The following is a 26,180-nucleotide window of genomic DNA, read 5'->3' on the forward strand; positions in this document are numbered from 1 at the left end:
ACAGAGGCGTATCACTCTGCGGCGATGACAAACGCTCCCCTTACTGCTGCCATCTGCCTCATCGGCGACGAGCTTCTCTCGGGCCGCACCCGCGACATCAATGTCCAGCATATTGCCGGCTTTCTCGGCCCCTACGGTATCCCGGTCGAGGAAGTCCGCATCGTTCCGGATGTGCAGGCGCGCATCGTTGAGGCCGTGAACGCCCTGCGTGAGCGCTATACCTACGTCTTCACCACAGGCGGGATCGGTCCGACGCATGACGATATCACCGCAGATGCCATCGCGGCGGCCTTCGGTGTCGGTATCGGCAAGCATCCTGAAGTGATGGCGATGCTGCAGGCGCGCTATGACGAGATGGGCACCGAGTTTACCGAGCCGCGCCAGCGCATGGCGCGCATCCCTGATGGCGCAAGCCTTGTCGACAATCCCGTCTCCGGCGCGCCCGGTTTCCAGATGGAGAATGTTTTCACCCTGGCCGGTGTGCCCTCCATTGTTCAGGGCATGCTGCAGAGCATCGGCCCACGACTGGAGCGTGGCGTTCCGGTGCGCAGCCTGACCGTCCGCTCCGCCGGCCTGCGCGAGGGCGACGTGGCCGAGAAACTGTCGGCCCTGAATGGCGAGCTCGAAGGGGTCAATCTCGGCTCCTATCCCTGGTTCCGGTCAGTCACCGATCATGGCGTTGCACTGATCGCGCGATCGACGGATCCCGACAAGCTCAGGGAGGCTGGCGAGAAGCTTGTCGCGCTTGTCAGCGAGGTTGGCCGCGAGAGCGAGCTTATTGAAGGAGAGCCATCATGACACCGCTCATCCGGTCACTGACCACGCTGCCGGTCATCATCGGCAGTTTCATCCTGATGGTCGTGATCGGAATGAGCTTCGCGCCCGTCCAGTCTGCCATCGACGGCCCGCTGCTCGACATGATCTGGACGGGAGACGCCGCCAGGGCGCGGCTGAACGAGATGACCGAGGTCCAGAAGACCGCGCACTTCTGGGGGACGATCCTCAATGACACGGCCTATCCGCTCGCCTATGGCGCCTTCTTTGCCGGTCTCGCCGGGCGGTTTGCGCCGCCGCGTGTCACTGGCCTCGTCATGCTGCCGGCCCTGATGACCGTCATCGCCGATCTCGCCGAGAATACCGTTCAGGCCCTTGCCCTGACCGGCCAGCCCGGCCTGCTGACACTGAAGACGGTGCTCACGCCGCTCAAGTTCGGCCTGTTCCTGACAGCCGCCATCCTTGCGCTGGTGCTCGCGATCGCCGCGTTTGTGCGCTGGATCATGCGCCGGCGAGGGCCGTCTCGGTAGCGGCCTGAGCCTCGGCGATGGCGCGATGGATGTCGCTCACCACAACGGAACCTTCGCCGACACTTGAGGCCACACGCTTGACCGATCCGATCCGCACGTCGCCCACCGCATAGACGCGTGGCCAGCTCGTCTCGTAACGCGTCGGCATCCGCTCCAGCGACCAGCCCGCGCGCACAAGATCGATATTGGCAAGGTCGGTGCCGGTCTTCACGAAGCCTTTCTCGTCGCAGCTCATATGCTGCGGCAGCCAGTCGGTGAAGGGCGCCGCCCCGATGAAGAGAAAGACAAAGGGCGTTTCGCAACGCTCCGAGGTCCCGTTCGCGCCATTGCGGAAGGTTGTCCCGACAAGGCGGTCGGATATCGGGTCAGCGCCATCGATACCGTGCAGCGCCTCGATTTCCGTTGACGGGTGGAGATGGATGTTCGGCGTCTCCTCCAGACGCCGGACGAGATATTCCGACATGGTCTCGCGAATGTCGGGGCGGCGATAGAGGAGGTGCACGGTCCTGGCCGTCTGGCTGAGGAAGACGGCGCCCTGGCCGGCAGAGTTGCCGGCGCCGACAATGGCGACTTCCTGTCCGCCGCACAGCTGCGCCTCCATCGGTGTGGCGCCATAATAGATACCCCGGCCTTCGAAGCGGTCGAGATTGGGGATGGGCAGGCGGCGGTATTGCGCGCCCGTCGCGATCACCACAGCCCGCCCGCAGATTTTCCGGCCATCTTTCAGGCTGACGCAATAGCCGTCGTCATCCGGCTCAAGCGACATGGCGTGCGCTGGGGCCGCGATCCGCGCACCGAATTTCTGCGCCTGGATGGCGGCCCGCGCGGCGAGTTCGCGGCCCGATACGCCCATCGGGAAGCCGAGATAATTCTCGATCTTGGAGGAGGTGCCCGCCTGCCCACCGGGGCCGTCAGTGTCGAGCGTGATAACGCTCAGCCCTTCGGAGGCGGCATAGACCGAGGCGGCGAGCCCGGCCGGCCCGGCGCCGACCACGATGACATCCACAGCGCTGCCGTCGGGCAGAAGGTCTAGCCCGAAGGCTTCCGACAGCTCCTCCACGCTCGGCCGCGACATGATGCGAGACCGTCCGCGAATGACCACGGGCAGGGTGGCCTCGTCGATTTCGCGGGCATCCATGATCCGGCGGGCCAGCGGGTCTCTCGCCGGGTCGAGCCATTTGTGCGGCACCATGTGTTTCGACAGCAGGTCGCGCGCGGCGAAGACATCGCGGTCATGCGCGTCACCGATGACGATAACGGAACCGTGGTGGGCGTCCTGTGCAAAGGCGCGCCGCGCCGTCAGCGTGCGCACGAAGACGTCGGAAATGGCGGAGTTCTCGACCAGCAGGCGCTGGAATGCGCTGTGCCGAATGTGCAGCACATCGCCTTCCTCGCCCATTTCCACGCGAGACAGCGAGGCCTGTCCGGTCAGCACCGTAATGTCTCCGGCAAACTGGCCACGCTCCATCCAGCCAGCGCGCTTGTCGCCTTCAGCGGTTTCGATGAAGATGTTGGTATGGCCTGACAGCGTGATCAGGCAGTCCACGCCGGCATCACCTTCCTGGACGAGCAAGTCGCCGGGCCGGTGGTGCCGGATCTCGCCATAGGGTTTCAGCTGTTCGAGCTGGGCGTCACTGAAGGTGAAATTCACATCGGCAGGCGGCTTGGTCATGGATTGCCTCTTGGATGACGCTACGCCAGCAGGCTAAGTCTGGCGCATCTGAAAATAGGTCTGCTGCCGGAGGAAAGCCATGTCTGATCCAATCGTCCTCGTCGAAAAGGACGGCCCTGTCGCCGTCGTGACGCTGAACCGCCCCGATGCCCTGAATGCGCTCAGCCGCGATTTGCGCCGGGAGATCGTGAAAACTTTCCAGGCGCTCGCAAAGGATGACGATGTCCGCGCTGTCGTGCTGACCGGTGCCGGACGGGCCTTCACCGCAGGCGTGGACCTGAAGGAAGCAGGCCAGACCGGCTTCGCGCTCGGCGCCGATGGCGGCGACATCGATCTCGCCAAGGGGCTGGAAGCCTTTCCCTGGCCGATCATCGGCGCGATCAACGGCTTTGCCATCACAGGCGGTTTCGAGCTTGCGCTGATGTGTGACGTGTTGCTGGCCTCGGAGAATGCCAAGTTTGCCGATACCCATGCCCGCGTCGGCATCATGCCCGGCTGGGGGCTCAGCCAGAAGCTGTCGCGCCTCATCGGTATCAGCCGGGCCAAGGAACTCTCTCTGACCGGCAACTTCCTCGATGCCGAGACCGCTGAGCGCTGGGGCCTGGTCAATCGTGTCTATGCGGCTGACGAGCTGGTGCCGGCCGCCATCAAGATGGGTCACGATATGGCGAGCTGCATTCCGGACATGCTGAAGAAGTACAAGAAGGTCATCGATGACGGGTTTGACGTGCCCTTTGGCGAGGCGATGGACCTTGAGATCAAGCGCTCTGCAGAGCATGCCGCGAGCGTCACGGCGGAAAGCGTCGAGGAAGCGCGCAAGGCGGTCACCCAGCGTGGCCGCGGCCAAAATTAGCAATCGGTCACGAACGGCAACCCGTCCGTGAGGTTTTGCGTTTAACCCGTGAAACCTCATGGAGCCTGCTATGAAGCACCCTCAATTCCTCGCCATCGCTGCAGCTGCCGCGCTTTCAATGCCCGCCAGCGCGCAGATCGCCACCAGCAATGAGGATGGTGCAACAGGCGCCTACACCTCTGACGTGGAGTCCTCCTACACCTCGGAAGGCCGGTATGGCCCGAGGACCGCGATCGATGACCTGCGCGCCGGTGTCGACAAGGACAGGGAACAGATGGAGCGCGTCCGCCAGCGGCAGCTGAGCGAGCGCTCCAAGCCCGAGACAGACATTGAGCCCCTGATATTCGGGCCCCAGCCCGAAGCGGCCCCGGAAGACACCGACGCGGACCCCGAGACCGACTAGGCACGGAACTGCCTCATCCGGTCTCCGTTGATCTGGCAACAGATTTACAGACAACGGAGACCGCATTTGAGACAGAACGTCCTGCTATGCGTCACAGCGTTTGCCCTTGCGCCGGGGGCGGTTGCCCAGACGGCGAATACCTATGCCTATGCCAGCGACTATGAGGTCGCCAGCTGGCCGGTCGAAGACCGCGTCCGGCCTGAGCCGCGTGATCCGAATAAACTTCAGACGAACAGTGAACTCCTCGGTGGCCCCGTGCCCCAGGTCGAACGCCACCAGATAAGGAACGGCGAAGACAATAATGTTCGCGTCGTCATGACGGATGCCACGCGAGCGCGTGTAAACGCTTCGAATGCGGGCGGCCTGCCGGGCCGTGAAGTTGAAAACCGGCTGGGCACCTCGCTCGGCCGGATCGCCGTCGCCGAGCGTGACCGGGCAGGGGGTATCAGCACGATCTGGGTGCAGCCGCCCTTCCGCGAGACTGGCGAGTTGCGTCAGGTCGATGTGCGCTCCGTTACGCTGCGGAATGGCCGCGTGATTGTCGAAACCCGCTAGGGAAAGGCCGTCTGCGGCGAGATTGCACTTGTCAGCCAAGGCCAGATTGAGTGTAACGCACTCCAATAAACAAGGGAGTGCCTGCCATGAGAGACGTCGTCATTTGTTCCCCGCTTCGCACAGCCGTTGGCGGCTTTGGCGGCAGTTTCCGCGATGTTCAGGCGCCTGATCTCGCCTCCCATATCGTCAAGGCGCTGATGGAAAAGACGAAGCTTCCCGCAGAAGCCGTCGAGGACAGCGTGTTCGCGCAGTGCTATCCGTCCATGGAAGGTCCGGCGCTTGGCCGCATGGTCGCCCTGGATGCAGGGCTGACCACAGGGACGGCTGGCATCCAGATCGACCGGCGCTGCGGCTCCGGCCTGCAGGCGGTCATCTACGCCATCATGCAGATCGCGACCGGCGCCAGCGACGTGATGATCGCAGGCGGCGCTGAAAGCATGTCGAACGCGCCCTTCTTCTCGAACCATATGCGCTGGCAGATCAAGGGTGACGGGCTGATGCTGCATGATGCGCTCACGCGTGGGCGCTATACCGCCGGCGGCAAGAACCATCCTGTTCCGGGCGGCATGATCGAGACTGCAGAAAATCTCCGCAAGGAGTATCAGATCAGCCGCGAAGCCCAGGATGAGTTCGCCTACAACTCCCACATGAAGGCGGCGGCCGCGCAGAAGAGCGGCAAGTTCGCCGAAGAAATCGTCCCCTTCACGATCAAGGGCCGGAAGGGCGACACAGTCGTGTCCGAGGACGAGCATATCCGTCCTGATTCCAGCCTCGAAAAGCTTTCCAGCCTGCGTGCGATCTTCGGCAAGAAGGACGCGGAAGCCACTGTCACGGCAGGCAATGCTTCCGGCCAGAATGATGGCGCGGCCGCCTGCATCGTCTGCACGCGCGAGGCAGCAGAGAAATACGGCCTGAAACCGCTGGCCCGGCTCGTCTCCTGGTCGGTCGCGGGCGTTGGCCCGGAAGTCATGGGCATCGGCCCCGTCCCCTCAAGCCAGAAAGCGATGGATCGCGCCGGGCTGAAGCTCGCCGATATCGATGTCATTGAGCTGAACGAAGCCTTCGCCGCGCAGGTACTCGCTTGCACCAAGGCGCTCGGCTTTGAGGACGGCGACTATGAGCGCCTCAACCCGAACGGCTCCGGCATTTCGCTCGGACATCCCGTCGGCTGTACCGGCGTGCGCATCCTGACGACCATGCTCAATGAAATGGAGCGCCGGGAAGCGCGTTACGGTCTGGAGACGATGTGTATCGGTGGCGGCCAGGGCCTCGCCGCGATCTTCGAACGGGTCGCGTAGAAGGCTGGCGCTTCTTCTTGCGGGCAGCGTCCAAGCTGCATATGAGGCAAGGGGCGGTCATGCCGTCAGCGGGCGTGGCGAAATTGGTAAACGCAAGGGACTTAAAATCCCTTAGAAGCTTTGCCCAAATCATTGTTTTCTTGCCTTTTTTCTGCTCTTGCTTGTGACCGCTTCGGGACTATTGGGGGACAGGCCGTCAAGAGCGGCCCTCAGATCGTCCTCGCTAGCATTGGCGTATCGCACTGTCGACTGGATGCTTGCGTGTCCGAGCAAGCGCTGTGCCAGCTTTAGGTTGCCGGTCTTGCGAAGCATCGTCGTGCCGGCATGGTGGCGAGCGCCGTGGATCACGCGGGGCATATCCAGCCCGGCATCCTTCGCCGCCTTGCGCAGCCGGTAGTCGAGTGAGCCGAAACTGATGGCCTGGTCGCCTTCATGCCAGATGTATTCCAGCTTGAGCGCGGTCGCTCGCGAGGCCATTGCCGCCATGATGCGCGCGTCTTCATCCCTGAGCGGCAGAAGCAGGGCCTCATCGTGCTTGCGGTACTTTCCGGGGATGGTCAGCCGCTTGGCCTCTCCATCGACGTCAGCGGGCCTTATTTTCAATTCGCTGCGGCGGAGGCCGTAGGTGAGCAGAAGGTGAAGCGCGAACCGGGCGACCGGATCGAGGGCGGATTTCCATGCGGCCATCTGCCTCTGGCTGTATTCGCGGTGCTGCGGCTTCGGTTCCGAAAGCCTGAGCGAACGCCAGTCGATCTCCGGCATGCCCTTGGCCTTCCATACCTTACGGGCGCGGTTGAGCAGGGGTCTTAATGTTGTGTCGATCAGATCCCGGTTGACGGTGGTGTTCGATGGCCTGCGGCCCTTGTGATTGAGCCCGCGGCGCTTTGCGATCGCTTCCACGATATCGGGCGCGTCGATCTCTCTCAGAAGCTTGTGCGGGCCGACGCAGGCGAGCATCATGGCGAGGCGGCGTTCAACGGTCTTTGCGTCCCGCTTGTCCTGGCCGACTTCATCCCAATACCGGGACGCGGCCATGTCGAGGGTCATCTCTCCCGCGTCCTTGCCAATGCCGGTAGCGGCTTCAAGTCGTCTCTGTCGCTCCACGGCTTCGGCTGACCGTTTCGTGTCCTGCCCCGTCGAGCCGTAGTAACGCCGCCCTTTGAGGACGAAGTCATAGTGGAAGAATCGGCCTTTCCGGTAGACTGACATTTTGCCCTCTCGATATAGTCCAGCACGTCAGACAGGCTGAACCGATAATCCCGGCCCTCCCTGATGGCGGGCAGCATACCGGCTTGCACGCGGTTTCTGACCGTCTTCGGATCTCTGCCCAGCATCTCGGCCACCTCATGCGTGGAAAGCAAGGGGGTGCGAGAAAATCTCTGCCCGGATGCCACCCGTCCTGTCATGGGCGGTCCTTGGGGGTGGGGCTCTGCGTTGTTTGCGTACGGCATTTGCGCTCCGGGAACTTCCCGGGTTGCACGAACTCCAGACACACGCGGCAATACTTGCCATTGCCGACGATGACCCAATCATGTTTTGGATTGTCTGGTGGCCCCATATCACTCCCCTCCATCCGATAGAGAAGCTGCGCGGCGGGGCTTGGCGATGCCGTCAGGAAATTCAGCCAGCAACGATTTGCTCTTTGGAAGGTCGCCTATTTCGCGGTAATGTGTCGGCTCGGAGAACGTCGGAAGTGATGTCTCGTTTTCATCGCCAGACAGCAACCATTTTCCGTTGTCGTAATAAGCGGTCCACGCTTCACCGACTGACCAGTAAGGCGGCCCATCCCAGCCATCATTGACGCAGACAAGCCAAGTGTCACCATTCTTCGCTGTTTCATCAATCTCCCGCCACCCAGCGGGGATGAGAGAGGCGGAGCGGAGACGGCGGGCGGCTTCGAGCATAACGTTTGACACCCTGTCCCATTCGATCAGCGAGAGTCCCAGCGGGACGTTTGCAAGCCGTTCTGTGATGTGCTCCACATGTTCCGCCAGCGCTTCCGCGCTCAATTCCTTCAAAATATCAGTCATGAAGCTCTCCCGTGGTTGGGGTGAAAGTTGTGCCGATGCTCTGCGCCTTTGCGCGCTTTGATGGCGTCGGTTTTGTTTGGGAATGAGCCGATATGCTGGCGGCGACAATTGACTTGAATGAACGCTATCCAGCGGCCATTTCGCTTGTCGTGATAAACGCCGGGATGGCCGGACTTATTATTTGCCTGAAGCTTACTGTTTTTTCGGTTATCGGCTTTAGTAACCGATCTTAAGTTGGCCCAGCGGTTGTCCGTCCTGTTGCCGTTTATGTGGTCGACTTCGTGCTCAGGCCAATCGCCTGTCATCATGCAAAAAATGACGCGGTGCGCTTTGTAGGCTTTGTTGAAAACAAGGCCTAGATGATAGCCGTCATCACTTATTCGCCTGAAAGTTTCTTGGCCGCAGAACCTTTTGTTCCAGCTATCGGCTTTGCCCCGGCTGCTTCCGTATTTGCATAATTTAAATAGCCACGCAGGCCGCTCTCTCCAGTACAGCTTGCCCGTATCTGAATCATATCGCAGCAGGCGGTTTAGTAGTTTGGAGGAAGGAAGCTTTCTAGTCATTTTCAACCTCCACCAAACGCCCGCTTCGATAGGCGTTGACGAGGGCGACGATGAAGGAGGCGTCCGCGTCGTAGGTTGGGCTTGACAGAAACGTATCAGCCAATCGTCGCTCAACCGCGTTGCCGAACACCGTATTACCTTCAAACGTGCCGATCGTGCTTCCTTTGATCCATGAGTCGTTCTTGGGGTCTGTGCAGACAATCCAGTCACCCTGTGCAGCAGCCGCACTCAGTTCTTCCAGCTTACTCGTCATTGGGAGTTTCCTTTGAGGGTTCCAGATCATTTTCGTCCAGCTGGTCGATCAGGTCTTCAATCGCTACACTGGCAAGCATGGCGGCCGCCTTGACGTAAGCTTGCGTGGCCCGCTCGTCCTTGAATGTCGGAGACCAATCCTTGTGTGACTTGAAGCCTTTGCAGAGGATCGATCTGGCGTCGTTCATCATTTCGTAAGCGCGATAGATGGCGTGCGGGTCACTCATCTCTCAAATCCCTTGCTTGCTAGTTTCCGGCCCTTGGGCCATTCCGGTTTGCGATAAAAGCGATTGTCCTTCGACAGCCCCGACACCTTCGGCTTTGGGATGGAGCCGTGGCCGCGCTCTCGCAGGCGCTTCTGCTGGCCGGTCTTGCCCTGCCTGCGCCGGATCTTCGCCTGCACAGGCTTCTCGCCAGCCGTCTTGACCTTGGCGCATGGATCGGTGACGTAGAGTGCCCGGTTGTCGAGGTCGTTTGATCCGCCTTCGAACAGTGCCAGGATATGCTCGTCCGTGATCGCGCGCGGCGTCTGGAAGTCGAGCTTGCGCCCGCATCCGCATCCGCACTTGCCTTCCTGCCGGAGCGCCAGCATTGCGAACTGGTGCTTGGTCAGGGGTTTGCGAGGTTCGGCTGGTAGGGGGCGGGTCATGCTGCGCTGTCCTCCCAATGCTCGAAGTACACAGTGAAGCCGGTTTTCACCTTTTTGATCGAAGCTTTGATGCCGTAGTTATGAATGCCGCAGATGCTTCCCGTGGCCGGATCATGCTGCTGAACCCACCATGCGATCTGGTCGTAGGCCCAGCGCGCCGCGAATGCTGACGGGCAGTTGTTCAGGATAATCTTCATCACTCCCCATCCTTCTGAAAGACTGGGGTGGGGGCGGAGCGTTCAACACGACCAGCACAATCGCTGCATGGCTGGCAATGACCGCCAGTATACCCGCACGCAGTGCCCGGCTTTGAGTGGTAGGCGCTAAAAACTGGCCGAACCGGAATAGCCAAGGGGCAGTTTCCCGCGTGATATAGTACGCTTCTTCCCTCTGTGTCTGTGACGGTGTGGGTCATGAGTTGGCGCCCTTCAGAATAAACGGTTCAACAGGTGTCTCGGATTTCAAATAAAGAGGGTGCCGAGGGTGCCCATCCTTGGACATGCCGAGACAGTACAGGTCTCGCCCGTGCATGGCGGCAATGAACTTCTCAGCCTGCGGTATGGCGCGGCGGTCAGCGCCCCACGCGCAGATGATGGTCGCGCTGGATTTCTTGAGGGCCTGCCAGTGTTCGAGATTGTCAGGACCTTCAGGATCGTCCATCTTGAACAGGTCGGCGGGCTTGGTTGCTCGCCCGGCAAACAGGTTCATCACGCAGATTTCGTCATAGTCATCGCGCCGCGCAAAGCCGACACACCGACGGATTGTCGGGTCGTCCTCGTAAGCATCGGCAGTTGACGGATTCAACATCACGAAGGCCATCACGCGAGGGGGCGTGTACCAAGCTAAAGCCATGCTCTCCAAAGGCATTGGTTCCCGCATGATCCGCCCAAGCCGGTAGCGGTAAGTGCCGCAGTCCGACAAAGTGGCCACGCGCCGGATATCTTGTGTCTCGCTCATACCTTCATCCTTCCTGGGTGTCTGTGAACTTGGTCATCCGATCCTCGCAGTCGCGCGCGCGTTGCTTTGCTCTGTGCGCCACGCCTCGATGATGGCGGATGCTGCCGACCGTCGGTCACGCTTAGAATAGTCCATCTCGGCCAGCTCTTTCTTGGCGGCGAGGTGGTTCTCATAATCGGGGTGTGCGCGTGCCCAGGCCTCTTTCGCGGCTGCGGACTTCTCACCACTCTGAGCCATCAGCTTCGCCAGAACGACCTTATCCAGATCGGCCATGTGCTCGTGAGCGGCGCGGGCCTTCGCGGACTCGTTGTGCCTGTCGATGAGAATTTCCATCGCCCATTCGAGTTGCTTCTCGGTGATCATGCTGCAGCCTCCGCATCCATCATCCCGCGAAGCTCGGCTTCGGTGGCGGCGACTTCCTCCAGGAACTCCTCGACGGCTGCCTCTGTCTCGGCAATGAACTTGTCATCACGGGGAACGCGCTTCACGCTGATCTGAAGCTCTGGCGGTAAACGCGGATCGAAGGATGCGAAGTCGCACCACTCCCGATTGGTGCACGCCATTTGCCACTGCATCTGCGTGAGGTATTCATCCTTGATGGATCGGGTTCGCAGGAAATCGACATGCTGGGCGGTGTTTGGACATTTGATTTCCAGCAGCCCGGTATCCATCACAAGGCCGTCAGGCGATGCGTGGGTGCCCTTGATGTGCGGGTGCCGGACCAAGCCCTCTTCCTGAACCGCGATGTTGCGCAGAAAGGTGTAGGCAGCCCGCGCCTGTGACTCGGTGTCCTTGCCCCACTGCATGGCGGTGCTGGTGAACGTCTCGGTCGGTTCGCCCGTCAGGCGCTCCGCAACAAGCTGAAAGAGCGTGTCTTTCCGGGTCGCCGCGTAACCGCCGCTCTTGATCGTCTTGATAGCCCCGTGCACCTGAGACGCCCCGAGGGAGCCGGCACGCGCGCGGAGCCATTCATCGCTCCCCTGGATCATTGCTCCGACCCCTTCTGCTTGGCGAGATAGACAAGCCACTGACGGGCGGTCTCGAACTCCTTGGCCGTCAGGTCGGCAAGCTCCTCGATCTGCGTGCCCTTGCTGTTCAGGAAGTCGATGAAGTCGGGCTCATTGCGTCCGGCCTTCACGAGCCCTTGGCGAAGCTCCTGGACCTGCTTGGCGGAGATGGCAGATTGCGGAACATTGCCGTCATTGTCTTCGCCAGCCACACGAATGCCGAGAAGGGCGCAGGCCGTGTAGCGCTTGCCGTAGCTGACGGCCGACGCGACCGCCTGCAGGTCGTTCTTGCTGCCTGACTTGTCTGGCGGCAGAGGCAGGTCCGTACTGTCGGAGTGCCCGTCACGATGGCGAAGGATGCAGGTCACGATAACCTGACCGTTCTCCACGCGCGTCTTGTGCGATATCGAGAAGCCGTAACGAGACGTGACAGGCAGAACCTTGTCCTGAATGTCCTCCCACTTGGCATAGGCGCCGTGGTGAGACGTGCCTTTTTTCTCAATTGCTGGCAGATTTGGCTGCATTTCCGCGAAGGCGTCAGAGAAGGTTGTTTCGGCCTGCCGCGCTTGCATCTTTTCGTGCATCGCGTAGAGCCGCTCCATCTTCTCGACATCGACTTCAGGGTTCGTCGCGGCCCGCTCGATCATTGAGACGAAAGCCGTTGCTTCCTCCCGAACCGCTACTTCATTCTTCTTTTCGATCATTGCGCTATCGGGCATTGTCTTCTCCTTTGAGGGTGGCGCGGTAGGCTTCACGGGCGCGGCGGAAAATGCCGATGCTGAAGTCCGGATCGGGCATTGGCCAATGGTCGGGCATCTCATCAAACTTCCGATAGCCAAGCTCTGTCGTCTCGTACCTCTGGGCGTACCGGGTGCGCTCGTATTCGAACTTTGCGGCGATCGGTCCCAAGGCCTCTTCCATCGCGTCTGCTTGTGCTAGACGGTCGATTATGGCGGGGAGCGACTCCATCACGGTATTTGATGCGCAGTCGGCCTCATCGTCGTCGCCAAGCTGCCAAGCGCGATGCACCTTCTTCAGCCTATCAATGTCCAGTGTCATGACTGGCCTCCTGCAATCTGAGCCGCTTCCTTGCGGGCCAGCATTTCAGCGACTTCCAGCCGGTCGCGTTCGTCCAGGTGAGCCTCCGCAATCGCGGTGTGCTCTGCCATGCGGCGGCGGATATCCATGATCTTGATGTTGATCCGGTTGGCCTCGCGAATGCGTTCGGCGTGGCGTTCGGTTTCCCGCTCGCGGACCATCTGCGCTCTTGGGCAGGATGGCTCATGGCGGGAAAGGCGGGTGTGTAACTCAATCATCGAGTTGCTCCATCAGGTCTTCGATAGCCTCGGCTTCGGTCGCGCCGTAGCCGCATGGCGTATCCATGTCGTGGGTTCGGTCGTCGTAGGCGCACCAGTCGAAGCTGCGCCAAGGGACGGGCGGGGGGTCGTAGTGGGTGACGATCTTCGGCTCATGGGCGGGGGTGGAGGGGGTCATCGGTTCCATCCCGGAGTCTCAAGTTCTTTGCGCAGAGCCGGAGCGCACAAGTCGCAACTGCGGTTCGCAAATGCCACGCGCTCTGTTTCGACGCCCTCTGCCCAGCAAACGCTACATCGTTGCGTGGCGGCCTTAATGGCTTCGAACGAATAGATTTCAGGGATATCGATAACGAGGCCATCCGGACCCCATCCGCAGATTTCAGGGCACCCTCTTGGGCTTCCTTCCTCGTCAACCCGACACAATCCAGATATGATGAAGCCATCGCGATACGCTCGCCAAGCCCGCTCAACAGGCTCGTGACCGTAGGTCGGCAACACTTGCCAGCCGTCATCTGCCAATGCGTGACGATATGCGTGAACAGCCGCCATAAGGGGCTTTCGGTCGTTTGTTACAGCCTCCCAAGCCTCTCGTCTTCGGGTTCGAATCGCCTCTTTAAGGCGCGGCGAATCTGCCATCCAATCCTTGCGCGTCATCCCTTCACCCCTTCCGCATCATCCCCGCCAAAGCGGGCGGGCGCCTCCAGTTCAGCGCGAGCGTCTGCCGCATCGCGTCCAGTGAATGTCTCGATAAGCGAGAGGGCGGTGATCAGCTGGCGCCGGACAATCTCTCGGCGACCGTCCAGACCGCCGACCTTGGCGGCGTGATAGACCGGGCTGTCAGGGCCGTGCTCTTTCGGCTCGTAAGGCTCCAGATACTCCCCGGCATGCTCAATCTGGCGGACCAGATATTGAATGCGGGTCTGCAGTTCGTAGGCGTAGGCTTCCAGGGCCTCGCGTGGGAGCTGCTCAAGCTCCGTCATCGGCAGGCTGTCGAGACGGGTGCGAGCGGTGAGGGTGACGGCGACTGTCATGCTGTCCTCCGGTGCATTTCATCTCGAAAGTTGTGTCCGCATCGCAGGCAGGTGTCGGGGTCTTCGCCGCGCCCGTCATGAACGTGCGAGATACCTCTCCACAGCGCTTGTTGAATGGCGTCTTCCGGCTCGTAGCGATCAATGGCCTTGCAGACCGCCTCGACCAGAAACGACTCTTGAGAACTCGGCACACCGGCCAGAAAAAGCAGGTCTGCGAAGGCATCAGCGAACGTCTCTTGCGCTTCGCGCAGCTGGTCGGCTCGTTCGGTGAGGGTGACGGCGCAGGGCATTAGGCGGCTCCTTTCGAAATGGAGCGGCGAGGCTGGGTAACGCTTACGGTCCAATCTTCCTCGTGGAAGAAATCCGGATCATTGGCGAGCGCTTCAGCGACGGCCTCCGTGGGCGTTCCGCCAAAGCCAAGGTAGCCGCGCTCCTCGTCGCCTTCGATAAACGCGCCCCAATCAAAACGGCGATCCGGGATTGGCGGGTTCAGGTATTCGAGAGCAAGCTTTTGCATTTACGCCACCACCTTTCCGGCGATGCCATGCGCCGCAGCCGTGACCTTCTCGTCAGCCAGAGCGTCGTACATGACATCCATGTCGGTGAACTCATCCACGATGGACTCGCGGTAGGCTTCGATGACTTGCGGGATCAGATCGCGCTGGTTTGCCCGGATCAGGGTTGCGGCCAGATCGGCGGCAACGTTGAAACAGGCGAAGGCGTATTCAGCATCATTGCGGGCGGCGTGGTGCGCAGCCTCGACATTGGCGCGGGTCTCTTCTTCGCGGCGCTCTCGGATGGATAGTGGCATGGGTCTCTCCCGTTTCGATGGAGAGAGTTGTGTCACCAAAATGGTTACACGTCAATAGGGCTTCACCAAAAAAGTAACCGGAATGGTGACGTTCGGCGCGCGCCCTGCTATCCTCTCCGTCTCAACGGAAAGGGATCAGGCGATGCGGAAACAGGCGAAGATGGCGACGACGCCGTTTGGCGAGGGGCCGCTATCTCGCGCCCCAGGGGATGCGCCGGGTGGCGCGCTATGGCGCGATACGGTCACAGGTTTGCTGCACATGTTCCACGCGGGTGCGTGGCATGCGTTGCCGGAAGATCAGATGGAGGGTGCGGCAGTCACGGATGAAATGCTGTCTGCGGGCCGAACCGAGGCAATATCTATCGACCCGCGCGACGGGCTGACGAGTGAAGACCTGATCAGGATTTATAGAGCCATGCGGACTCTAGAGCCGCTCGATAATGTCGACTAGCCGACGCAGAGCCAGCCAGTCCGGCCAGCTCGTCATCGTTTTCAGTCATCAGGATGGTCATGATGGCGGCGAGGTCTTCTCGCATTGCGTCAAGATTTGCGATGGAGACCGAATGTTCTTTTAGCGGTTTACCGAAGGTCACGGTCCATTTTGAGGCGACCATATTCCCTTTGGCATCAGTATAGGTTCCGTGATGCAGGGCGGCGTTCCGGGCGGCTGTGATGGCCTCAAGCTGCTTGAGGGTACTACCCAAGGGAGCAGGCAGCGGCTGGCTCCTGTTGCTGTAAAGCCGCCTGATCGTGTCGATGGTCGCATTGGCCCCAAGCGCGCCAAAGATCGCGGCGGCGGCGGTCGGGTCCAATCCGGTCCGCTTCATCAGGAAATAGAAGGCCGCGTATTCGGCATGGGCGAAGCTATCGACCATGCGCCCCAACGCAGCGAAATATTGATCATCGTGCTTGCCGCTCACCCCAGCGCCCTCCCGATCACATGCTTAGAATAGATTTGCGAACTCGACCTAGCACCGAAGGCGACTGGCCTTCCCTCACGAAGATGGGCTGGTGAGCGTCGTTCACTGAGACTGGCTCGAACCGCTCAGGGTCCGGGCGGAAACGTTTGTAGGTGGCGTTTCCATCCTCGTCTGCGATCACATAGCAGGCATTCGGGACAAGAGCCTTCTCACGCAGATTCACGAAGATGACGCTCTCGGGCGGGGAAATGCGATCCATCGAGTCGCCCTGAACCCTGAGAGCTATCCATTCGCCGGTGGCCGACAAGTCCGGGGCTGTCACGCGGGGCGCGTCTGCGAGCGTGTCGACACTCATCTCTGAAAGCTTTGATGCACTGACCCATGAGATTAGGGGTGCGGACACTATGCCGCCGCCATCCTCATAAAGGACTTCAGAAACCGGGACTCGAAGGTAGCCAGCGATCTTTGCGGCCACGTCCGGAGGGATCTTCCGCGTCTGCTTTACCCAGCGGCCAACATTCTGACGACTCGTGTTCAGAGCCCGCGCGAGCTCGGCCTGGCTAGTGCCGCGCCGTTCAATCAGCCCCGCGAGACCGTTGGTGAATTTACCCTCAACATCCATAGGCCATATGCTGTCACCAATCAGGCTACGTGACGATCTTCCAAAGTGGTGACTTGCATCGTCACCAGAATGGTGACATAAGGCGTGTATGACACTCGCTGACTGGCTCACCAAGCACGACCTTTCGGATGCCGATTTTGCGGAGCGCATCGGCGTGAGCCGTCAAGCGCTGCATCGATACAAGACCGGCGACCGCCATCCGCGCACTACGATCATGGAAAAGATCGTTGAGCATACCGGAGGCGAAGTCACCGCGAACGATTTTTTTGAAGCCAAGCAGGCCCCCGCCGAGGCGGTGCAGCCATGACGCTCGCTTTCCTCATTTCCCTGTACCTTACCATCGGTCTCTTCGACCTGATGGCCCGTGGTCTCTGGATCGGCATTGACGACAAGGGGGTTATTCCCGGCGTCGTCGCGACCGCCGCGATGTTCATCTACGCCGCGTTCTGGCCGGTGCGTCTGATCAAAAGCATTTGGGAGGCGCTGTAGACCCATGCGCGCCGCCCGAGCCGTCCTCTCCTTCATTGTGCCGCTGCGTCTGCTTCCGCTGGAAGCGATCTGTGCGGCCATGCGCGACATTCGCGCGGGGAGGGGGCAATGAATACCCCAAGCGGACACCTCCGCCAGAGTCCCCGCCGGGACAGGACTGGTGATACACGGGCGCCATGCCACAGCCGCCGTGACGGGGTTCGACATACGCATCGGCTTAATGGCGTCAATCCCGGCTCATTTTCCATTCGCGCACGCAGGCGTCCCGCTCCCTGTGCCGTTCGTGCGCGTGCGCCGGGGGGCGATGGTTTTGCCGTCCCCCGGCGCGTCCCTGTTTGCGCTTCGCTCGTGCGTCGTCCCCCCACCCAGCCTGGGCGAAGTGCAAGAGCCGGAGGCGGCAGTCCCCGCTGTCTCCGGCTCAGTAATGCCCGTGGGCGAGAGCCTCGAAAATTCGAGTTCACGGCAAGAGCCGGGCGAGGGGTCAACTCCCTTCTCGTCCGGCTCGCTTCTATCATTCAGCGTGCGCTCGATTTCGACCCCGATGCGCAGCTGTCTTATCGCTTGTTCCAAGAGAGCCAGACCCTCGCTGTAGGCGGTTCTGGCTCTCGCATCTGTCGTCATGGCGGCTCCGTTTTCTCTGCCTCGTCTCCACGGAGGTCAATCTGATGGAGACGACGATGCATTCCAATTCCGAAATCGGCGACACTTTGCTGACCGAGATCGTTTCGCGCCGCTGGGCGCGTTTTCAGGCCGCAAGGTGGCCGTCAGGGGAAGTGCAGGCGGCAGACCTGCAGGCCCGCAAGGTGGTGGTCGATACCCGCACCGTGAGCGGCTGGCGCCAAGGCCAGCTGCCATCCAACAAACATAAACTTCAGCTGATCCGCGCTGGCTTCAAGTCAATGCTCGACCGGGCTTACGAGCCTGCCGAAGCCGCCGGGCGCATGGCTGATCTGGAGGCCCAGGTTGAAACTCAGAAAGCCGCTGCCGCAGCAGCCGAGAGAGAGCTCGCCCTCATTCGTAAAGCGCTGGCTGGCTTCAGCGATGATCTGGAGGGCTGAGCGCAAGCTCGACCTCTCCAACCGTATTCGCCGCAGCGCTGAGCGCCTGATGGCCAGAGCAAGGGAGGTGCTGAAAGATGAGCGATAGTCTGAAACTCATTTCTGAGCTTGCGACCGGGCTCAACTCTGGTGATCCATCTGAGGACATCGGAACGCCGGGCCGTGTTGATCGTGTGTCGGTGTTGGATCTGATAATCGACACTCGCTATCAGCGCACGATTGAAGCGGCAGGTGCGCGGAATATTCGTCGTATTGTCGAGGGCTTTCGCTGGGAGAAGTTCGAGCCTCTCATTGTTGCCCCATCCCCGGACTGGCCCGGGAAATACGCAGTCATTGACGGCCAGCACCGGGCGCTTGCTGCGTGGCTTCATCCGGATATCAACACAGTGCCTGCCGTGGTTCATGAGTTGAACCCGCGCGAGCAGGCGCGCGCCTTCCGTGACGTGAACAAGAACAGGACCAAGATTGGGCCGCTGCACATCTATCGCGCAGGCCTGATTTCTGGTGATCCCTCCGCGATTGGCATTCAGGCCGTCACCAATGCGGCGAGTGTCGAGGTCGCGCGCTTCAACTTGTCCAAGGCCAACATGCAGCCTCACCAGCTTGTCTGCGTGAACGCAGTTGGCAAGGCGCTCAAGCGCTCCGGCTTCGAAGCCGTGTCCCGGGCGCTTCTTTGTCTACGTCGCGCCGCGAAAGGCTGTGACTGTTCTTTGATGTCAGCCTGGGCCGTTCAGGTTGTCTCGATATGCCTCGCCTCGCATCGGTCCATTTCGAATGATGCCATGGTTGATGTGCTTCAGTCGGTTGATCTGGACACAGAGGTTAAGGACCGGGCCGACGAGTTGGCGGAATCCTACGCGAAGAAGATGGCCACCGGCGCTGATGTTCTTGCGCGGATGGTTCAGTCCGCAGGGGCGATTGCCGCATGAGAGACGAACGCTTCTTCTGCCGGCACTGTGAAATGCAACGCCCGGGTCCACCGAAAATCATGCCGCCGGGGTCTATCCCCTTAACTGGCTGCGAGTCCTGCAAGACCGCCGCTCTCGCGCGCGGCCCGAATGCCAAGACCAACTTCCACGTTGAACGCAACCACAAGGCAGGCGGAACCTCTGCGCAAGCGGCACAGGCTGCTGCTGAGGGCGCACGTCTCGGAGACCTTCACCGCCGGATATGGAAGGCGCTGGCTGAGAAGCCGATGACGGCCGATGAGGTGGCCCGCGAACTCGGAATTGTCCTGAACACATCTAGGGCCAGGCTGTCGGACCTCAAGTCCGCTGGCTTTGTCGAGCCGACCGGAGAGCACCGCGAAACAGAAACGGGCCGCATGGCTGACGTTCTCCGCGCTGTCTCGAAGGCAGAGCAGGGGAGGGCTGCTTAGATGGGCAAGCGCTCTGACTTCGCTCGCCTCAAAGGCGACTTCTACCGCACACCAAAGGCTGCGGTTATTCCGCTTGTTCCGCACCTGCCTGAGCGGTTCCTTTACTCCGAGCCCTGCGCCGGTGATGGCTGTTTGATTGAACACCTTCGGGCACTGCATCAGCAGGGCTGGTGCGTTCAAAGTGACGACATCGATCCGAAGCATGATCGGGTTAATGAAAGGGACGCGCTGTCCCCGGACTGGTCTTTGTCGCCCGAAGCGGACTTGATCATCACGAACCCGCCGTGGACCCGCGAAATCCTGCATCCGATGATCGAGCGCTTCTCTGCGCTTCGGCCAACATGGCTGCTGTTCGACGCCGACTGGATGCACACACATCAGGCCCGCCCATACCTCGCATTCTGCCGGAAGATCGTCTCTGTCGGTCGCGTCAAATGGATCGCGGACTCTCCGCACACCGGCAAGGATAACGCTGCCTGGTATCTCTTTGACCAGTCCAGCGAAGGCGCTGCCGAGTTCATCGGGAGGGCTGCCTGATGACCCGCTCCGACAATCTCCGCCCCCTCTCCAAGCGCGCTGAAAAAGCCGCAAAGGCTATCGAGCGAAAGACACGCCGGGAGGAGCCGGGCGGACCGGATACGCCAGAAAGTGTACACGCCCCGACCCCGCTTAAGGAGGTGTCATGAAAACCGAACTTGAACAAGCCGTGAGCCTTGTTGCTGGAGGCGCCACGTATGGCGATGCAGCGACACAGCTGGGGCTGACCAGAAACCAAGTTGCCGGCGCCTGCCACAGAGCAGGCTTCACGACCGGGAAAGGGCGCAGCCAAGGAAAGGGCAGGCCAGTGCCCGCTCGGATCGCGATGGCCCAAGAGGCTGTCAGGGCTCACCCTACACTTCGGGCGGCTGCCGATGCGCTGGGTATGTCCGCCTCCACGCTCAAAGACTGGCGCGATCGGTACTTCACGGTCGGAGCGTCATCATGAACCGCATCGAACACCCCTGGCACGTCCGCGTTGGCGCGGCCCTCTGCCTCGTCTCTGCAATCGCTGTCTTCGCCACTCTGGTGAAGCTGGTGAACTGGATGCTGGGGATTGGGGGATGAGGTTCCGCACGCTCCCCATCCCGCCGTCGGTCAATGGCATGTTCCCCGGCAAGGCCCGCCGCCACAAGTCCGCGGACTACAAGGCATGGATCGAGCATGCCGGCTGGGTGCTGGAGACGGCGCGCATTCCCCCGGTGATCGGCCCGTTCGCCCTGCATATCCGCCTGCCGGTGAAGATGAGGGGCGATATCGGGAACCGCGAGAAAGCGATCAGCGATCTGCTCGTCAAGCACGGCGTCACCCCCGACGACTCCAAGACCTGGCGCATCACCATCGAACGCCACCCGAACGTACGCGACTGCTCATGCCAGTTCGCCCTTACCGAAATCGACCCCAACACTGGCGCTGAACGCGCCGAGGAGGCTGCGTGAAACCTACCGCTGAACAAATAGACGACATGGTCGACGCATTCGAAGAAGGCATGCTCCCTAACCTCGTAGAAGAATTTGAGGCTCAGCGGGTAGAGGGGCTTCGCGCCCTGCTGCACGAGTGCGAGAGCCCAATCGAATGCAAGCTCGCCTACGCACTGGCTGCCCAGCGCGGCAATCTCATGGAATATGATTGGGTCAGTGGCAAGAAGCGTAAATACTTCGCCGTTCTGCCCGCCGCCCTTCAGATAATTGCTCAATATCCGATTGGCCGGTTCCGCGTCGATTTCGCCATTAAGGCTCCGCTCTGGAACGGCCCGGCGCTCCAGGTTGCCATTGAGTGCGACGGGCATGACTTTCACGAGCGCACAAAGCAGCAGGCCGCACGAGACAGATCCAAGGATCGACTACTGACCCAAAAAGGTTGGACCGTCCTGCGCTTCACTGGGTCCGAGATCCACAACAAGCCGGCCGAGTGCGCCAAGGACGTATCGAAAACCGTTGAGGCATTCCTGATCGACGACTGGAGGCGCGCCAATGGCTAAGCTTCCATACGTCCCGCTCTATCTCGATGCGTTCGGCAGTGCCGTCGCTCACCTTTCTCTGGAAGAAGAGGGCGCTTATTTCCGTCTCCTTCGTCTGTGCTGGGAAACCCCCGGATGTACGATCCCGACTGACCCGAAGTGGATCGCTCGCAAGTTGCGGGTGAACACGGAGGAATATCAGAACGCGGTCGTGCCGATCCTCAAGGAGTTTTTCAGCACACGTCGGGGCCGGTACTACCAGAAGCGCCTGCTGGCCGAATACGTCAAAGCTAACGACAAAGTTCGGGCACGTTCGGAAGCAGGAAAAGCAGGTGCTGCCGCCAAGCATCGGAAAACAAAGAAAAAAGAGCCTGACAAACGCAGCGATTTGCCAAAGCAAACGCATGGCATACCAGAACCAGAAGGTTCTGGTAGAACCCTTACAGGTTCTACCATGAACCTACCGCCTGACGGCGCGCTTGCCTTGGAGAGGCTACGCGCCGCAGCGGTAACGGAGCACGCCGCGAGCGAAGTCGAAGGCCTCATAGGCTGCATCACCGCATGGGATGACGGGACGTTCCACGTCACCGGCAAGTATGCGCAGGACCGCTTTTCCGAAAGCCTCTCTCGCGAACTTCGAGCCGAAGGGCTCACCCTGGCGATCGGATCGAGGAAGCCGAAGGCGGACAAGCCATCGCCCAAATTCACAGCAATCGAGGGAGGGAAATCATGACCCGCCGCATCGACTGGCCGGCCGTTCTGATCTGGCTCGCATACACCGCCATTTTCATCGCGCTACTGACAGGAGGAGACACCAATGCCTGACGACCACAAAATGAGCCTTCAGGTGCCGGGCCAGGATCCGGTCCATTTCACCAGCAGCCAGCTTCATCAGGCCGCTGAAATGTTCGGCGATCAGGACTTCGGCACAAAGCCGCCCTTCGACCCGGATCGTCTGGCGCCGGCTGCGCGCGAAAAGCTGCGGCTGACCGTTGAGCGTATCGAGCGCCTCGAAGAGGAAAAGAAGGAAGTCGCCGACCAGATCAAGGATGTCTACGCCGAGGCAAAGGCCATGGGCTACTGCACGAAGACGCTGCGGTCTGTGGTGAAGCTTCGGAAGCAGGACCGCGACGAGCGCCAGGAAGCGGAGTCCCTGCTCGAAACCTACATGATCGCGCTGGGGGAAATCTGATGGCCTTCGACATTCCCCAGACCCCGAAAGACCGCCTGCTATCCGAGGCCCTCGATGCGGCGTCGCTGTACTTCAGCCGGCCAAACGCATCTGGCGCGATAGCAGCCGAGCCGATCACGAAAGCCCGCGTCCTCGACCGCTGCAAGGCCCGCTACAACGTCTGGCCGCGTCAATGGTGCATGGCCTACATCCGCTGGAAATACCCGGAGATGAGCTATCCACGCATCGCCCGCATCTTCCGCATGAAGGACCACACCACCATCATGCATGCGAAGGAAGCGGCGAAGGAGAGATACCCCGACGCCATTTTCTGCCAGCCGGTTGATGAAGCCATCGGAGACCGTCTCGAAGCTCTGGGGCTGGCATCATGAAGACACTTCACGGCCCGCACACTGGCATCATCCAGCCATGGACCCGGAATAGGGGAACCCCGCCAACCGGCTCCTGCCAGCGCACCATCATTGTCGAGGGCAAGGCGAAGGTCTGCGGCAAGACCTGCAAGGGCCAGCTCTGCGACGAGCACAAGGGCTCTACCGCTCCGCTTGCCGGGGCAGGGCGGTGGCCGGGCGGGAAGGCTCAATCGAAGACAGGGAGGTTTTGAACATGCATACAATGAAAGTGCATTTGCCAGACACGGCGTTCGCGCATCGCATGGGCTGGAAATACCACGTCCAGTGGTTCGATGCGGGCCGCCCGTGCTGGTATCGCCGCAGGACGCTAGCAGAGGCCTCCAGAGACTTTCACGACCTGATGGCGGAAGGTGCTTCCCCGTTCATCGTCGACGCCCTCACGGGTGAACCGGTTAAAGCGGAGGCTGCTCGATGAAGAGACACGGCGAAATCTCTATCCGGCAGTGGTGTGACGGTAAGTGGCGCAGGACTTTCCATACCGGGCCGGGCGGTCCTGATGGGCTGGCCTACGATCTCCACTCACCGGGATTTGAGATCCGCGAAGGTGCCGAAACGTACCGGTTCCAAGGAGAGGTTGCGAAACGGCGTGAGCCGGTGGAGGCGGGATGATGGATGTGAAGGGACTTGCCGAACTTTGCCTCGCTGGCCCTCACGCCCTGCTCGTGATCCCGAAGCCGATAGCCTTCAAGCCGGGAGAGCGCATCAGGCTTGCCGGAAGGTCCGGGCCGCTTGGGCGCGTTCTCAATGTCAAAGAGAACGGCGACAGGCTCGATGTCTGCGCGAGCTTCGATTCCACTGAAATCCTGCGCTGGCTTGTCGGGAACGGGATGGTTCGGCTGGCGTCAAAACAAACGATTCACGGGGACGCACAATGACCACAGCAACCCTACGGAGGCCCTCATTGGCCAAGAGACCCGGCAGAAAACGCAACCTCAAAGCCAAGCGCTATCCGAACGGCAGCGTCCACCGCCATGATGAGCGTGTCGGCCCGACGCCGGAGCTTGAAGCGCGGAGGAAGGCGTTGCTCGGATCGAAGAACGCCGCTGGTGAGACAGACTGCGTGCTCGATCACCTCGCATCGCCCGTCAGCCAGGTTCTCACGCAGAAGCAGGCCGAGGCGGGCAGGCGGTATGCGACGGCCCGTCTGCGCGCGCTCAGGGCGGCGGGCGTGTCTCCGGAAGCGAAGTCGCCTCGCATGGCTGAACGGATCGGCGGCTCACCGGCCCCGGCATGGGTTGGTGACGACGGCAAGGCGGCGCACTATTGGCGGAAGGCAAGACAGTGTGTTTTCGACTGTGGCGGCGACGTTCGGCGGATCATCGAGAAGGTCTGCATCGACAACTGCCACCCGAAAGCGCACGAGGTCCGCAGGCTTCGCATTGGCCTCGACGCGCTGGTGCGGATGTGGAGGATTTGATGCCTGACGGTTTCCCTCCCGCTTCGCTCGACTGCACACGGCGCGCCCCTAAAACGGGATATACCTCACCCGAAAAGGCCGACTACCGAGAGCGAGTATGGTCTGCGATTGGGAATGAGGCCGGTGTCTTTTTGACAGACCCGCGCGCCATGTGGCTGCTTTTACCATCCCGTGAGGGCGCGGAGATCGAAGTCGCAATCCGGCACGGTATTCCAGAAGATCGCATCATTGCGATTGATGAGAATCCAGCGCTAATAGCTGTTTCGCACTGGCGGAAACGCTGGCCTCGCGTCAAGTATTTTGGATGTCCGGCGCGAGATGTTGGCAAAAAAATCGCCGATAGGGGATGGGTGCTTGCCGGAGCCAATCTTGACCTATGCTACAATTTTTCCGAAAGCCTGATTAACGAAGTCAATGCGTTCTTAGCCACAACACCGCGCTTTCATAACTTCTGTATTGCTGTGACAATCATGAAAGGCAGAGAAGGAAGCGCGCTTGCTCGTTTCGTCAATGAAACCACATCGGAAGCCTTTAGCGAGTCTCGGATGGCGGCACTTTTTGACCAGAGTGCCCTTTGCAGCAGTCCGTGGAGCGTATTAGATCAGGGGAAATACCGCGCTAGCAAGACGGCTGCGATATGGGCAGTCTTGAGGGGGTGTCCAGAACAGCACCCGCCATCGATTAGACCTTTGCTGGCAAAGATAGAGCGGCTCACAAGAAAGGCGGAGCGGATTGACCGTCTTGCCCGAGTATTGCGAGCTAGGGTCCAGAATGACATCGCTTTAAATCCCAGAAAAGCAGACCGGAAATACTCGCTTAGTCATCTTAGAAAAAGGGTGGATTTGCGCAACGCCGCCGTGCGGACAATTGACATTAGGCAAGAGCATCTCAGCAGAGAGGTGTCAGAGGCTCTGCACTTGCATTGGTCCAGCACGGTAGGGGCGATCCCTGCGTGGCCATGGTTTTGGAAGCCGAAAGTATCGCACACTATGCGTAGTGTATAGCCACCCCGCTATCCACAACCTCTAGCCCAACCCCCTTGACACACGAAACGAACACATAGAGAACCTGCATAAATTCAGTGTTCAGAAATGCGCCTAGGGCTCACGCTCTCAGGCGCTTTTTCGTATCTGCGGCAGCGTGTCGGATAGAAGCGGAAGCCGGGAAGCCAGTGACCGTCACGCAATGCCCGGCCCGCAGATAATGAGCAAGTCGCCCAGAAGCCCGAACTGTCACCGTATGGTGCGCGTTCCACCCAATCGGTTGGATAGGTCCATGGGCGCAGATACGTCGTCAGCGGTTATCCGCTGGCACCCCAGCACCCCGTTTAACGGCAGGCTGGGACTTGTAAGACGCAAGAGGGTGGAGTTGATCACCACCGGGCGGCGTCTATACGATGTGGCCCGGCAGCGCATCGCGAATACGAGCCTACCCGATTGGGCGCTACTGCCGGTCAATTTTCAGCGGGTACTCGCCACAGGTCAAATGCGATGACATAGGGCGGGCGAGCTAAGAGAATGCATGTGAGACTGCCCGCTCCCCCCTTCACCGCCCGGCGATCGAACCGGCCGACACCCTCCCTCCTGTAGCGACCGTGGCTTCATGTGCCGGGCGGTGATGACCTGAAACGGAGAGCGTATGCGAGAGAAGCGTAAGCTGGAAGACTGGGATAACGGCGAAGACGTGTGGTTCGACCGCATTGAGATCCAGCACATCACTCAAACGCATACCGCATACATGCTCGCCAACGGCTGCCAGGGCCTTCTCACAGACCAGCTGTTCGACAGCTTCCATGACGCTTACGCCGAGTTGAAAAAGCAGAATGGCCCCGACGCAGACATCGATGAGCAAATCGTCCGCGTTGTAGTCTCGATCATCCCTGACAATGGCGACTACCGCTACGAAGATTTCAATGAGCGCGGTCGGCACAAATGGGGCAGTGACTCGCGTTGAAATATAAACCTGTGGCTTCTGGCTTCACGGGCTGAACACTCGCA

48 protein-coding genes and 1 pseudogene are annotated in these 26,180 nt (G+C 60.6%); 27 read left to right on the forward strand and 22 right to left on the reverse strand.

Translation table 11 applies throughout. The features are described 5' to 3' along the window. The first annotated feature begins 24 nt into the window (after window positions 1–24). Both Q1K29_RS16650 and Q1K29_RS16655 read left to right on the forward strand, forming a co-directional pair. On the forward strand, window positions 25–798 hold the full coding sequence (locus Q1K29_RS16650; RefSeq protein WP_300396308.1) for a molybdopterin-binding protein: 774 nt from the start codon (window positions 25–27) through the stop codon (window positions 796–798). After that, a complete protein-coding gene (locus Q1K29_RS16655) occupies window positions 795–1,304 on the forward strand; it encodes a hypothetical protein (protein WP_300396310.1) in 510 nt (169 codons plus the stop codon). Before Q1K29_RS16650 ends, Q1K29_RS16655 begins: the two co-directional genes overlap by 4 nt. Here the strand turns inward: Q1K29_RS16655 and Q1K29_RS16660 are convergent. Then, window positions 1,276–2,976 carry an FAD-dependent oxidoreductase gene (locus tag Q1K29_RS16660; protein WP_300396312.1) on the reverse strand — a complete coding sequence of 567 codons (1,701 nt, stop codon included), beginning with the start codon at window positions 2,974–2,976 and terminating at the stop codon, window positions 1,276–1,278. The two genes, Q1K29_RS16655 and Q1K29_RS16660, sit on opposite strands and share 29 nt — an antisense overlap. 79 nt (window positions 2,977–3,055) lie before the next feature. Here Q1K29_RS16660 and Q1K29_RS16665 point away from each other — a divergent pair, with 79 nt between their 5' ends. The 4 genes from Q1K29_RS16665 to Q1K29_RS16680 all read left to right on the forward strand — a co-directional run bounded on the left by Q1K29_RS16665 (window position 3,056) and on the right by Q1K29_RS16680 (window position 6,085). Next, window positions 3,056–3,829: an enoyl-CoA hydratase gene (locus tag Q1K29_RS16665; RefSeq protein ID WP_300396314.1), complete on the forward strand. Its 774-nt coding sequence runs from the start codon at window positions 3,056–3,058 to the stop codon at window positions 3,827–3,829. A gap of 70 nt (window positions 3,830–3,899) precedes the next feature. Further along, window positions 3,900–4,232: a hypothetical protein gene (locus Q1K29_RS16670; RefSeq protein WP_300396316.1), complete on the forward strand. Its 333-nt coding sequence runs from the start codon at window positions 3,900–3,902 to the stop codon at window positions 4,230–4,232. A gap of 66 nt (window positions 4,233–4,298) precedes the next feature. Beyond that, the gene (locus tag Q1K29_RS16675; protein WP_300396318.1) at window positions 4,299–4,787 is read left to right on the forward strand and encodes a hypothetical protein; all 489 of its coding nucleotides are present in this window, start codon (window positions 4,299–4,301) and stop codon (window positions 4,785–4,787) included. Between the two features lie 86 nt (window positions 4,788–4,873). Beyond that, window positions 4,874–6,085, forward strand: coding sequence for an acetyl-CoA C-acetyltransferase (locus Q1K29_RS16680; RefSeq protein WP_300396320.1), 1,212 nt, complete (start codon window positions 4,874–4,876; stop codon window positions 6,083–6,085). A 129-nt stretch (window positions 6,086–6,214) separates the two neighbouring features. On the opposite strand, the gene Q1K29_RS16685 is transcribed toward Q1K29_RS16680, so the two are convergent. The 19 genes and pseudogenes from Q1K29_RS16685 to Q1K29_RS16770 all read right to left on the reverse strand — a co-directional run bounded on the left by Q1K29_RS16685 (window position 6,215) and on the right by Q1K29_RS16770 (window position 14,701). Next, entirely contained in the window at window positions 6,215–7,294 is a 1,080-nt protein-coding gene (locus Q1K29_RS16685) for a site-specific integrase (protein ID WP_300396323.1), read from the reverse strand. A 14-nt stretch (window positions 7,295–7,308) separates the two neighbouring features. Then, a pseudogene (locus Q1K29_RS18525) lies at window positions 7,309–7,536 on the reverse strand (helix-turn-helix domain-containing protein); the annotation flags it as partial. 108 nt (window positions 7,537–7,644) lie between these two features. Next, window positions 7,645–8,115, reverse strand: coding sequence for a hypothetical protein (locus tag Q1K29_RS16690; protein ID WP_300396325.1), 471 nt, complete (start codon window positions 8,113–8,115; stop codon window positions 7,645–7,647). Continuing rightward, a complete protein-coding gene (locus Q1K29_RS16695) occupies window positions 8,112–8,678 on the reverse strand; it encodes an HNH endonuclease (protein WP_300396327.1) in 567 nt (188 codons plus the stop codon). The genes Q1K29_RS16690 and Q1K29_RS16695 overlap by 4 nt, the downstream gene beginning before the upstream one ends. Next, a complete protein-coding gene (locus tag Q1K29_RS16700) occupies window positions 8,671–8,931 on the reverse strand; it encodes a hypothetical protein (protein ID WP_300396329.1) in 261 nt (86 codons plus the stop codon). Before Q1K29_RS16700 ends, Q1K29_RS16695 begins: the two co-directional genes overlap by 8 nt. Beyond that, window positions 8,921–9,157 carry a hypothetical protein gene (locus Q1K29_RS16705; RefSeq protein ID WP_300396331.1) on the reverse strand — a complete coding sequence of 79 codons (237 nt, stop codon included), beginning with the start codon at window positions 9,155–9,157 and terminating at the stop codon, window positions 8,921–8,923. The genes Q1K29_RS16700 and Q1K29_RS16705 overlap by 11 nt, the downstream gene beginning before the upstream one ends. Beyond that, window positions 9,154–9,579, reverse strand: coding sequence for a hypothetical protein (locus tag Q1K29_RS16710; protein ID WP_300396333.1), 426 nt, complete (start codon window positions 9,577–9,579; stop codon window positions 9,154–9,156). Before Q1K29_RS16710 ends, Q1K29_RS16705 begins: the two co-directional genes overlap by 4 nt. Next, the gene (locus tag Q1K29_RS16715; RefSeq protein WP_300396335.1) at window positions 9,576–9,776 is read right to left on the reverse strand and encodes a hypothetical protein; all 201 of its coding nucleotides are present in this window, start codon (window positions 9,774–9,776) and stop codon (window positions 9,576–9,578) included. The genes Q1K29_RS16710 and Q1K29_RS16715 overlap by 4 nt, the downstream gene beginning before the upstream one ends. Window positions 9,777–9,990: 214 nt before the next feature. Beyond that, window positions 9,991–10,536, reverse strand: coding sequence for a DUF1643 domain-containing protein (locus Q1K29_RS16720; RefSeq protein WP_300396336.1), 546 nt, complete (start codon window positions 10,534–10,536; stop codon window positions 9,991–9,993). A gap of 33 nt (window positions 10,537–10,569) precedes the next feature. Continuing rightward, a complete protein-coding gene (locus Q1K29_RS16725; RefSeq protein WP_300396337.1) occupies window positions 10,570–10,899 on the reverse strand; it encodes a hypothetical protein in 330 nt (109 codons plus the stop codon). After that, window positions 10,896–11,525, reverse strand: a complete 630-nt coding sequence (locus tag Q1K29_RS16730; protein WP_300396339.1) for a lambda exonuclease family protein — start codon at window positions 11,523–11,525, stop codon at window positions 10,896–10,898. The genes Q1K29_RS16725 and Q1K29_RS16730 overlap by 4 nt, the downstream gene beginning before the upstream one ends. Continuing rightward, window positions 11,522–12,262 (reverse strand): ERF family protein, encoded by a 741-nt coding sequence (locus tag Q1K29_RS16735; RefSeq protein WP_300396341.1) that lies wholly within the window; start codon window positions 12,260–12,262, stop codon window positions 11,522–11,524. The genes Q1K29_RS16730 and Q1K29_RS16735 overlap by 4 nt, the downstream gene beginning before the upstream one ends. Continuing rightward, window positions 12,252–12,602, reverse strand: a complete 351-nt coding sequence (locus Q1K29_RS16740) for a hypothetical protein (RefSeq protein WP_300396343.1) — start codon at window positions 12,600–12,602, stop codon at window positions 12,252–12,254. The genes Q1K29_RS16735 and Q1K29_RS16740 overlap by 11 nt, the downstream gene beginning before the upstream one ends. Continuing rightward, window positions 12,599–12,859, reverse strand: a complete 261-nt coding sequence (locus Q1K29_RS16745) for a hypothetical protein (RefSeq protein WP_300396345.1) — start codon at window positions 12,857–12,859, stop codon at window positions 12,599–12,601. The genes Q1K29_RS16740 and Q1K29_RS16745 overlap by 4 nt, the downstream gene beginning before the upstream one ends. Continuing rightward, complete coding sequence (locus Q1K29_RS16750) at window positions 12,852–13,046, reverse strand: hypothetical protein (protein ID WP_300396347.1); 195 nt, start codon at window positions 13,044–13,046, stop codon at window positions 12,852–12,854. Before Q1K29_RS16750 ends, Q1K29_RS16745 begins: the two co-directional genes overlap by 8 nt. A gap of 463 nt (window positions 13,047–13,509) precedes the next feature. Continuing rightward, on the reverse strand, window positions 13,510–13,890 hold the full coding sequence (locus tag Q1K29_RS16755; protein ID WP_300396349.1) for a hypothetical protein: 381 nt from the start codon (window positions 13,888–13,890) through the stop codon (window positions 13,510–13,512). Continuing rightward, entirely contained in the window at window positions 13,887–14,180 is a 294-nt protein-coding gene (locus tag Q1K29_RS16760; protein WP_300396351.1) for a hypothetical protein, read from the reverse strand. The genes Q1K29_RS16755 and Q1K29_RS16760 overlap by 4 nt, the downstream gene beginning before the upstream one ends. Next, window positions 14,180–14,407, reverse strand: coding sequence for a hypothetical protein (locus Q1K29_RS16765; protein WP_300396353.1), 228 nt, complete (start codon window positions 14,405–14,407; stop codon window positions 14,180–14,182). Before Q1K29_RS16765 ends, Q1K29_RS16760 begins: the two co-directional genes overlap by 1 nt. Continuing rightward, window positions 14,408–14,701, reverse strand: coding sequence for a hypothetical protein (locus Q1K29_RS16770; RefSeq protein ID WP_300396355.1), 294 nt, complete (start codon window positions 14,699–14,701; stop codon window positions 14,408–14,410). It abuts the gene before it with no gap. Window positions 14,702–14,843: 142 nt separating this feature from the next. Between Q1K29_RS16770 and Q1K29_RS16775 the strand changes: the two genes are divergently transcribed. After that, window positions 14,844–15,152 (forward strand): hypothetical protein, encoded by a 309-nt coding sequence (locus Q1K29_RS16775; protein ID WP_300396357.1) that lies wholly within the window; start codon window positions 14,844–14,846, stop codon window positions 15,150–15,152. Here the strand turns inward: Q1K29_RS16775 and Q1K29_RS16780 are convergent. Both Q1K29_RS16780 and Q1K29_RS16785 read right to left on the reverse strand, forming a co-directional pair. Next, complete coding sequence (locus tag Q1K29_RS16780; RefSeq protein ID WP_300396359.1) at window positions 15,100–15,621, reverse strand: hypothetical protein; 522 nt, start codon at window positions 15,619–15,621, stop codon at window positions 15,100–15,102. The genes Q1K29_RS16775 and Q1K29_RS16780 overlap by 53 nt on opposite strands. A 16-nt stretch (window positions 15,622–15,637) precedes the next feature. After that, window positions 15,638–16,243 (reverse strand): LexA family transcriptional regulator, encoded by a 606-nt coding sequence (locus Q1K29_RS16785; RefSeq protein WP_300396360.1) that lies wholly within the window; start codon window positions 16,241–16,243, stop codon window positions 15,638–15,640. Window positions 16,244–16,331: 88 nt separating this feature from the next. Between Q1K29_RS16785 and Q1K29_RS16790 the strand changes: the two genes are divergently transcribed. From Q1K29_RS16790 to Q1K29_RS16885, 20 genes are all read left to right on the forward strand, one after another. Further along, window positions 16,332–16,550 (forward strand): helix-turn-helix transcriptional regulator, encoded by a 219-nt coding sequence (locus Q1K29_RS16790; protein WP_300396362.1) that lies wholly within the window; start codon window positions 16,332–16,334, stop codon window positions 16,548–16,550. Next, on the forward strand, window positions 16,547–16,732 hold the full coding sequence (locus Q1K29_RS16795; RefSeq protein ID WP_300396364.1) for a hypothetical protein: 186 nt from the start codon (window positions 16,547–16,549) through the stop codon (window positions 16,730–16,732). Before Q1K29_RS16790 ends, Q1K29_RS16795 begins: the two co-directional genes overlap by 4 nt. Window positions 16,733–17,409: 677 nt before the next feature. Continuing rightward, on the forward strand, window positions 17,410–17,790 hold the full coding sequence (locus tag Q1K29_RS16800) for a hypothetical protein (protein WP_300396365.1): 381 nt from the start codon (window positions 17,410–17,412) through the stop codon (window positions 17,788–17,790). Between the two features lie 77 nt (window positions 17,791–17,867). After that, window positions 17,868–18,719: a DUF6551 family protein gene (locus Q1K29_RS16805; RefSeq protein ID WP_300396367.1), complete on the forward strand. Its 852-nt coding sequence runs from the start codon at window positions 17,868–17,870 to the stop codon at window positions 18,717–18,719. After that, window positions 18,716–19,168 (forward strand): winged helix-turn-helix domain-containing protein, encoded by a 453-nt coding sequence (locus Q1K29_RS16810; protein ID WP_300396369.1) that lies wholly within the window; start codon window positions 18,716–18,718, stop codon window positions 19,166–19,168. The genes Q1K29_RS16805 and Q1K29_RS16810 overlap by 4 nt, the downstream gene beginning before the upstream one ends. Beyond that, the gene (locus Q1K29_RS16815; RefSeq protein ID WP_300396371.1) at window positions 19,169–19,705 is read left to right on the forward strand and encodes a hypothetical protein; all 537 of its coding nucleotides are present in this window, start codon (window positions 19,169–19,171) and stop codon (window positions 19,703–19,705) included. Then, the gene (locus Q1K29_RS16820) at window positions 19,705–19,854 is read left to right on the forward strand and encodes a hypothetical protein (RefSeq protein WP_300396373.1); all 150 of its coding nucleotides are present in this window, start codon (window positions 19,705–19,707) and stop codon (window positions 19,852–19,854) included. The genes Q1K29_RS16815 and Q1K29_RS16820 overlap by 1 nt, the downstream gene beginning before the upstream one ends. A gap of 295 nt (window positions 19,855–20,149) precedes the next feature. Then, window positions 20,150–20,272 (forward strand): hypothetical protein, encoded by a 123-nt coding sequence (locus tag Q1K29_RS16825; protein ID WP_300396375.1) that lies wholly within the window; start codon window positions 20,150–20,152, stop codon window positions 20,270–20,272. Continuing rightward, on the forward strand, window positions 20,269–20,643 hold the full coding sequence (locus Q1K29_RS16830) for a hypothetical protein (RefSeq protein WP_300396377.1): 375 nt from the start codon (window positions 20,269–20,271) through the stop codon (window positions 20,641–20,643). The genes Q1K29_RS16825 and Q1K29_RS16830 overlap by 4 nt, the downstream gene beginning before the upstream one ends. Further along, window positions 20,640–21,185, forward strand: a complete 546-nt coding sequence (locus tag Q1K29_RS16835) for a DUF559 domain-containing protein (RefSeq protein ID WP_300396378.1) — start codon at window positions 20,640–20,642, stop codon at window positions 21,183–21,185. The genes Q1K29_RS16830 and Q1K29_RS16835 overlap by 4 nt, the downstream gene beginning before the upstream one ends. Continuing rightward, a complete protein-coding gene (locus Q1K29_RS16840; protein ID WP_300396380.1) occupies window positions 21,178–21,897 on the forward strand; it encodes a YdaU family protein in 720 nt (239 codons plus the stop codon). Before Q1K29_RS16835 ends, Q1K29_RS16840 begins: the two co-directional genes overlap by 8 nt. Before the next feature lie 171 nt (window positions 21,898–22,068). Then, entirely contained in the window at window positions 22,069–22,356 is a 288-nt protein-coding gene (locus Q1K29_RS16845) for a DUF2312 domain-containing protein (protein WP_366524228.1), read from the forward strand. After that, window positions 22,356–22,727: a helix-turn-helix domain-containing protein gene (locus Q1K29_RS16850; RefSeq protein ID WP_300396384.1), complete on the forward strand. Its 372-nt coding sequence runs from the start codon at window positions 22,356–22,358 to the stop codon at window positions 22,725–22,727. Before Q1K29_RS16845 ends, Q1K29_RS16850 begins: the two co-directional genes overlap by 1 nt. After that, window positions 22,724–22,957, forward strand: a complete 234-nt coding sequence (locus Q1K29_RS16855; protein ID WP_300396386.1) for a hypothetical protein — start codon at window positions 22,724–22,726, stop codon at window positions 22,955–22,957. The genes Q1K29_RS16850 and Q1K29_RS16855 overlap by 4 nt, the downstream gene beginning before the upstream one ends. A 2-nt stretch (window positions 22,958–22,959) precedes the next feature. After that, window positions 22,960–23,181: a hypothetical protein gene (locus Q1K29_RS16860; RefSeq protein WP_300396388.1), complete on the forward strand. Its 222-nt coding sequence runs from the start codon at window positions 22,960–22,962 to the stop codon at window positions 23,179–23,181. Then, window positions 23,178–23,375, forward strand: coding sequence for a hypothetical protein (locus Q1K29_RS16865; protein ID WP_300396390.1), 198 nt, complete (start codon window positions 23,178–23,180; stop codon window positions 23,373–23,375). The genes Q1K29_RS16860 and Q1K29_RS16865 overlap by 4 nt, the downstream gene beginning before the upstream one ends. Beyond that, complete coding sequence (locus Q1K29_RS16870; protein WP_300396392.1) at window positions 23,372–23,641, forward strand: hypothetical protein; 270 nt, start codon at window positions 23,372–23,374, stop codon at window positions 23,639–23,641. The genes Q1K29_RS16865 and Q1K29_RS16870 overlap by 4 nt, the downstream gene beginning before the upstream one ends. A 26-nt stretch (window positions 23,642–23,667) precedes the next feature. Continuing rightward, window positions 23,668–24,183 carry a hypothetical protein gene (locus Q1K29_RS16875; protein WP_300396393.1) on the forward strand — a complete coding sequence of 172 codons (516 nt, stop codon included), beginning with the start codon at window positions 23,668–23,670 and terminating at the stop codon, window positions 24,181–24,183. Next, a complete protein-coding gene (locus Q1K29_RS16880) occupies window positions 24,183–25,187 on the forward strand; it encodes a hypothetical protein (RefSeq protein ID WP_300396394.1) in 1,005 nt (334 codons plus the stop codon). Before Q1K29_RS16875 ends, Q1K29_RS16880 begins: the two co-directional genes overlap by 1 nt. A 634-nt stretch (window positions 25,188–25,821) precedes the next feature. Further along, a complete protein-coding gene (locus Q1K29_RS16885) occupies window positions 25,822–26,136 on the forward strand; it encodes a hypothetical protein (RefSeq protein WP_300396396.1) in 315 nt (104 codons plus the stop codon). Window positions 26,137–26,180: the final 44 nt, after the last annotated feature.

Origin of the sequence: Henriciella sp. (assembly GCF_029937755.1) — a bacterium.
Taxonomy (GTDB): Bacteria; Pseudomonadota; Alphaproteobacteria; order Caulobacterales; family Hyphomonadaceae; genus Henriciella.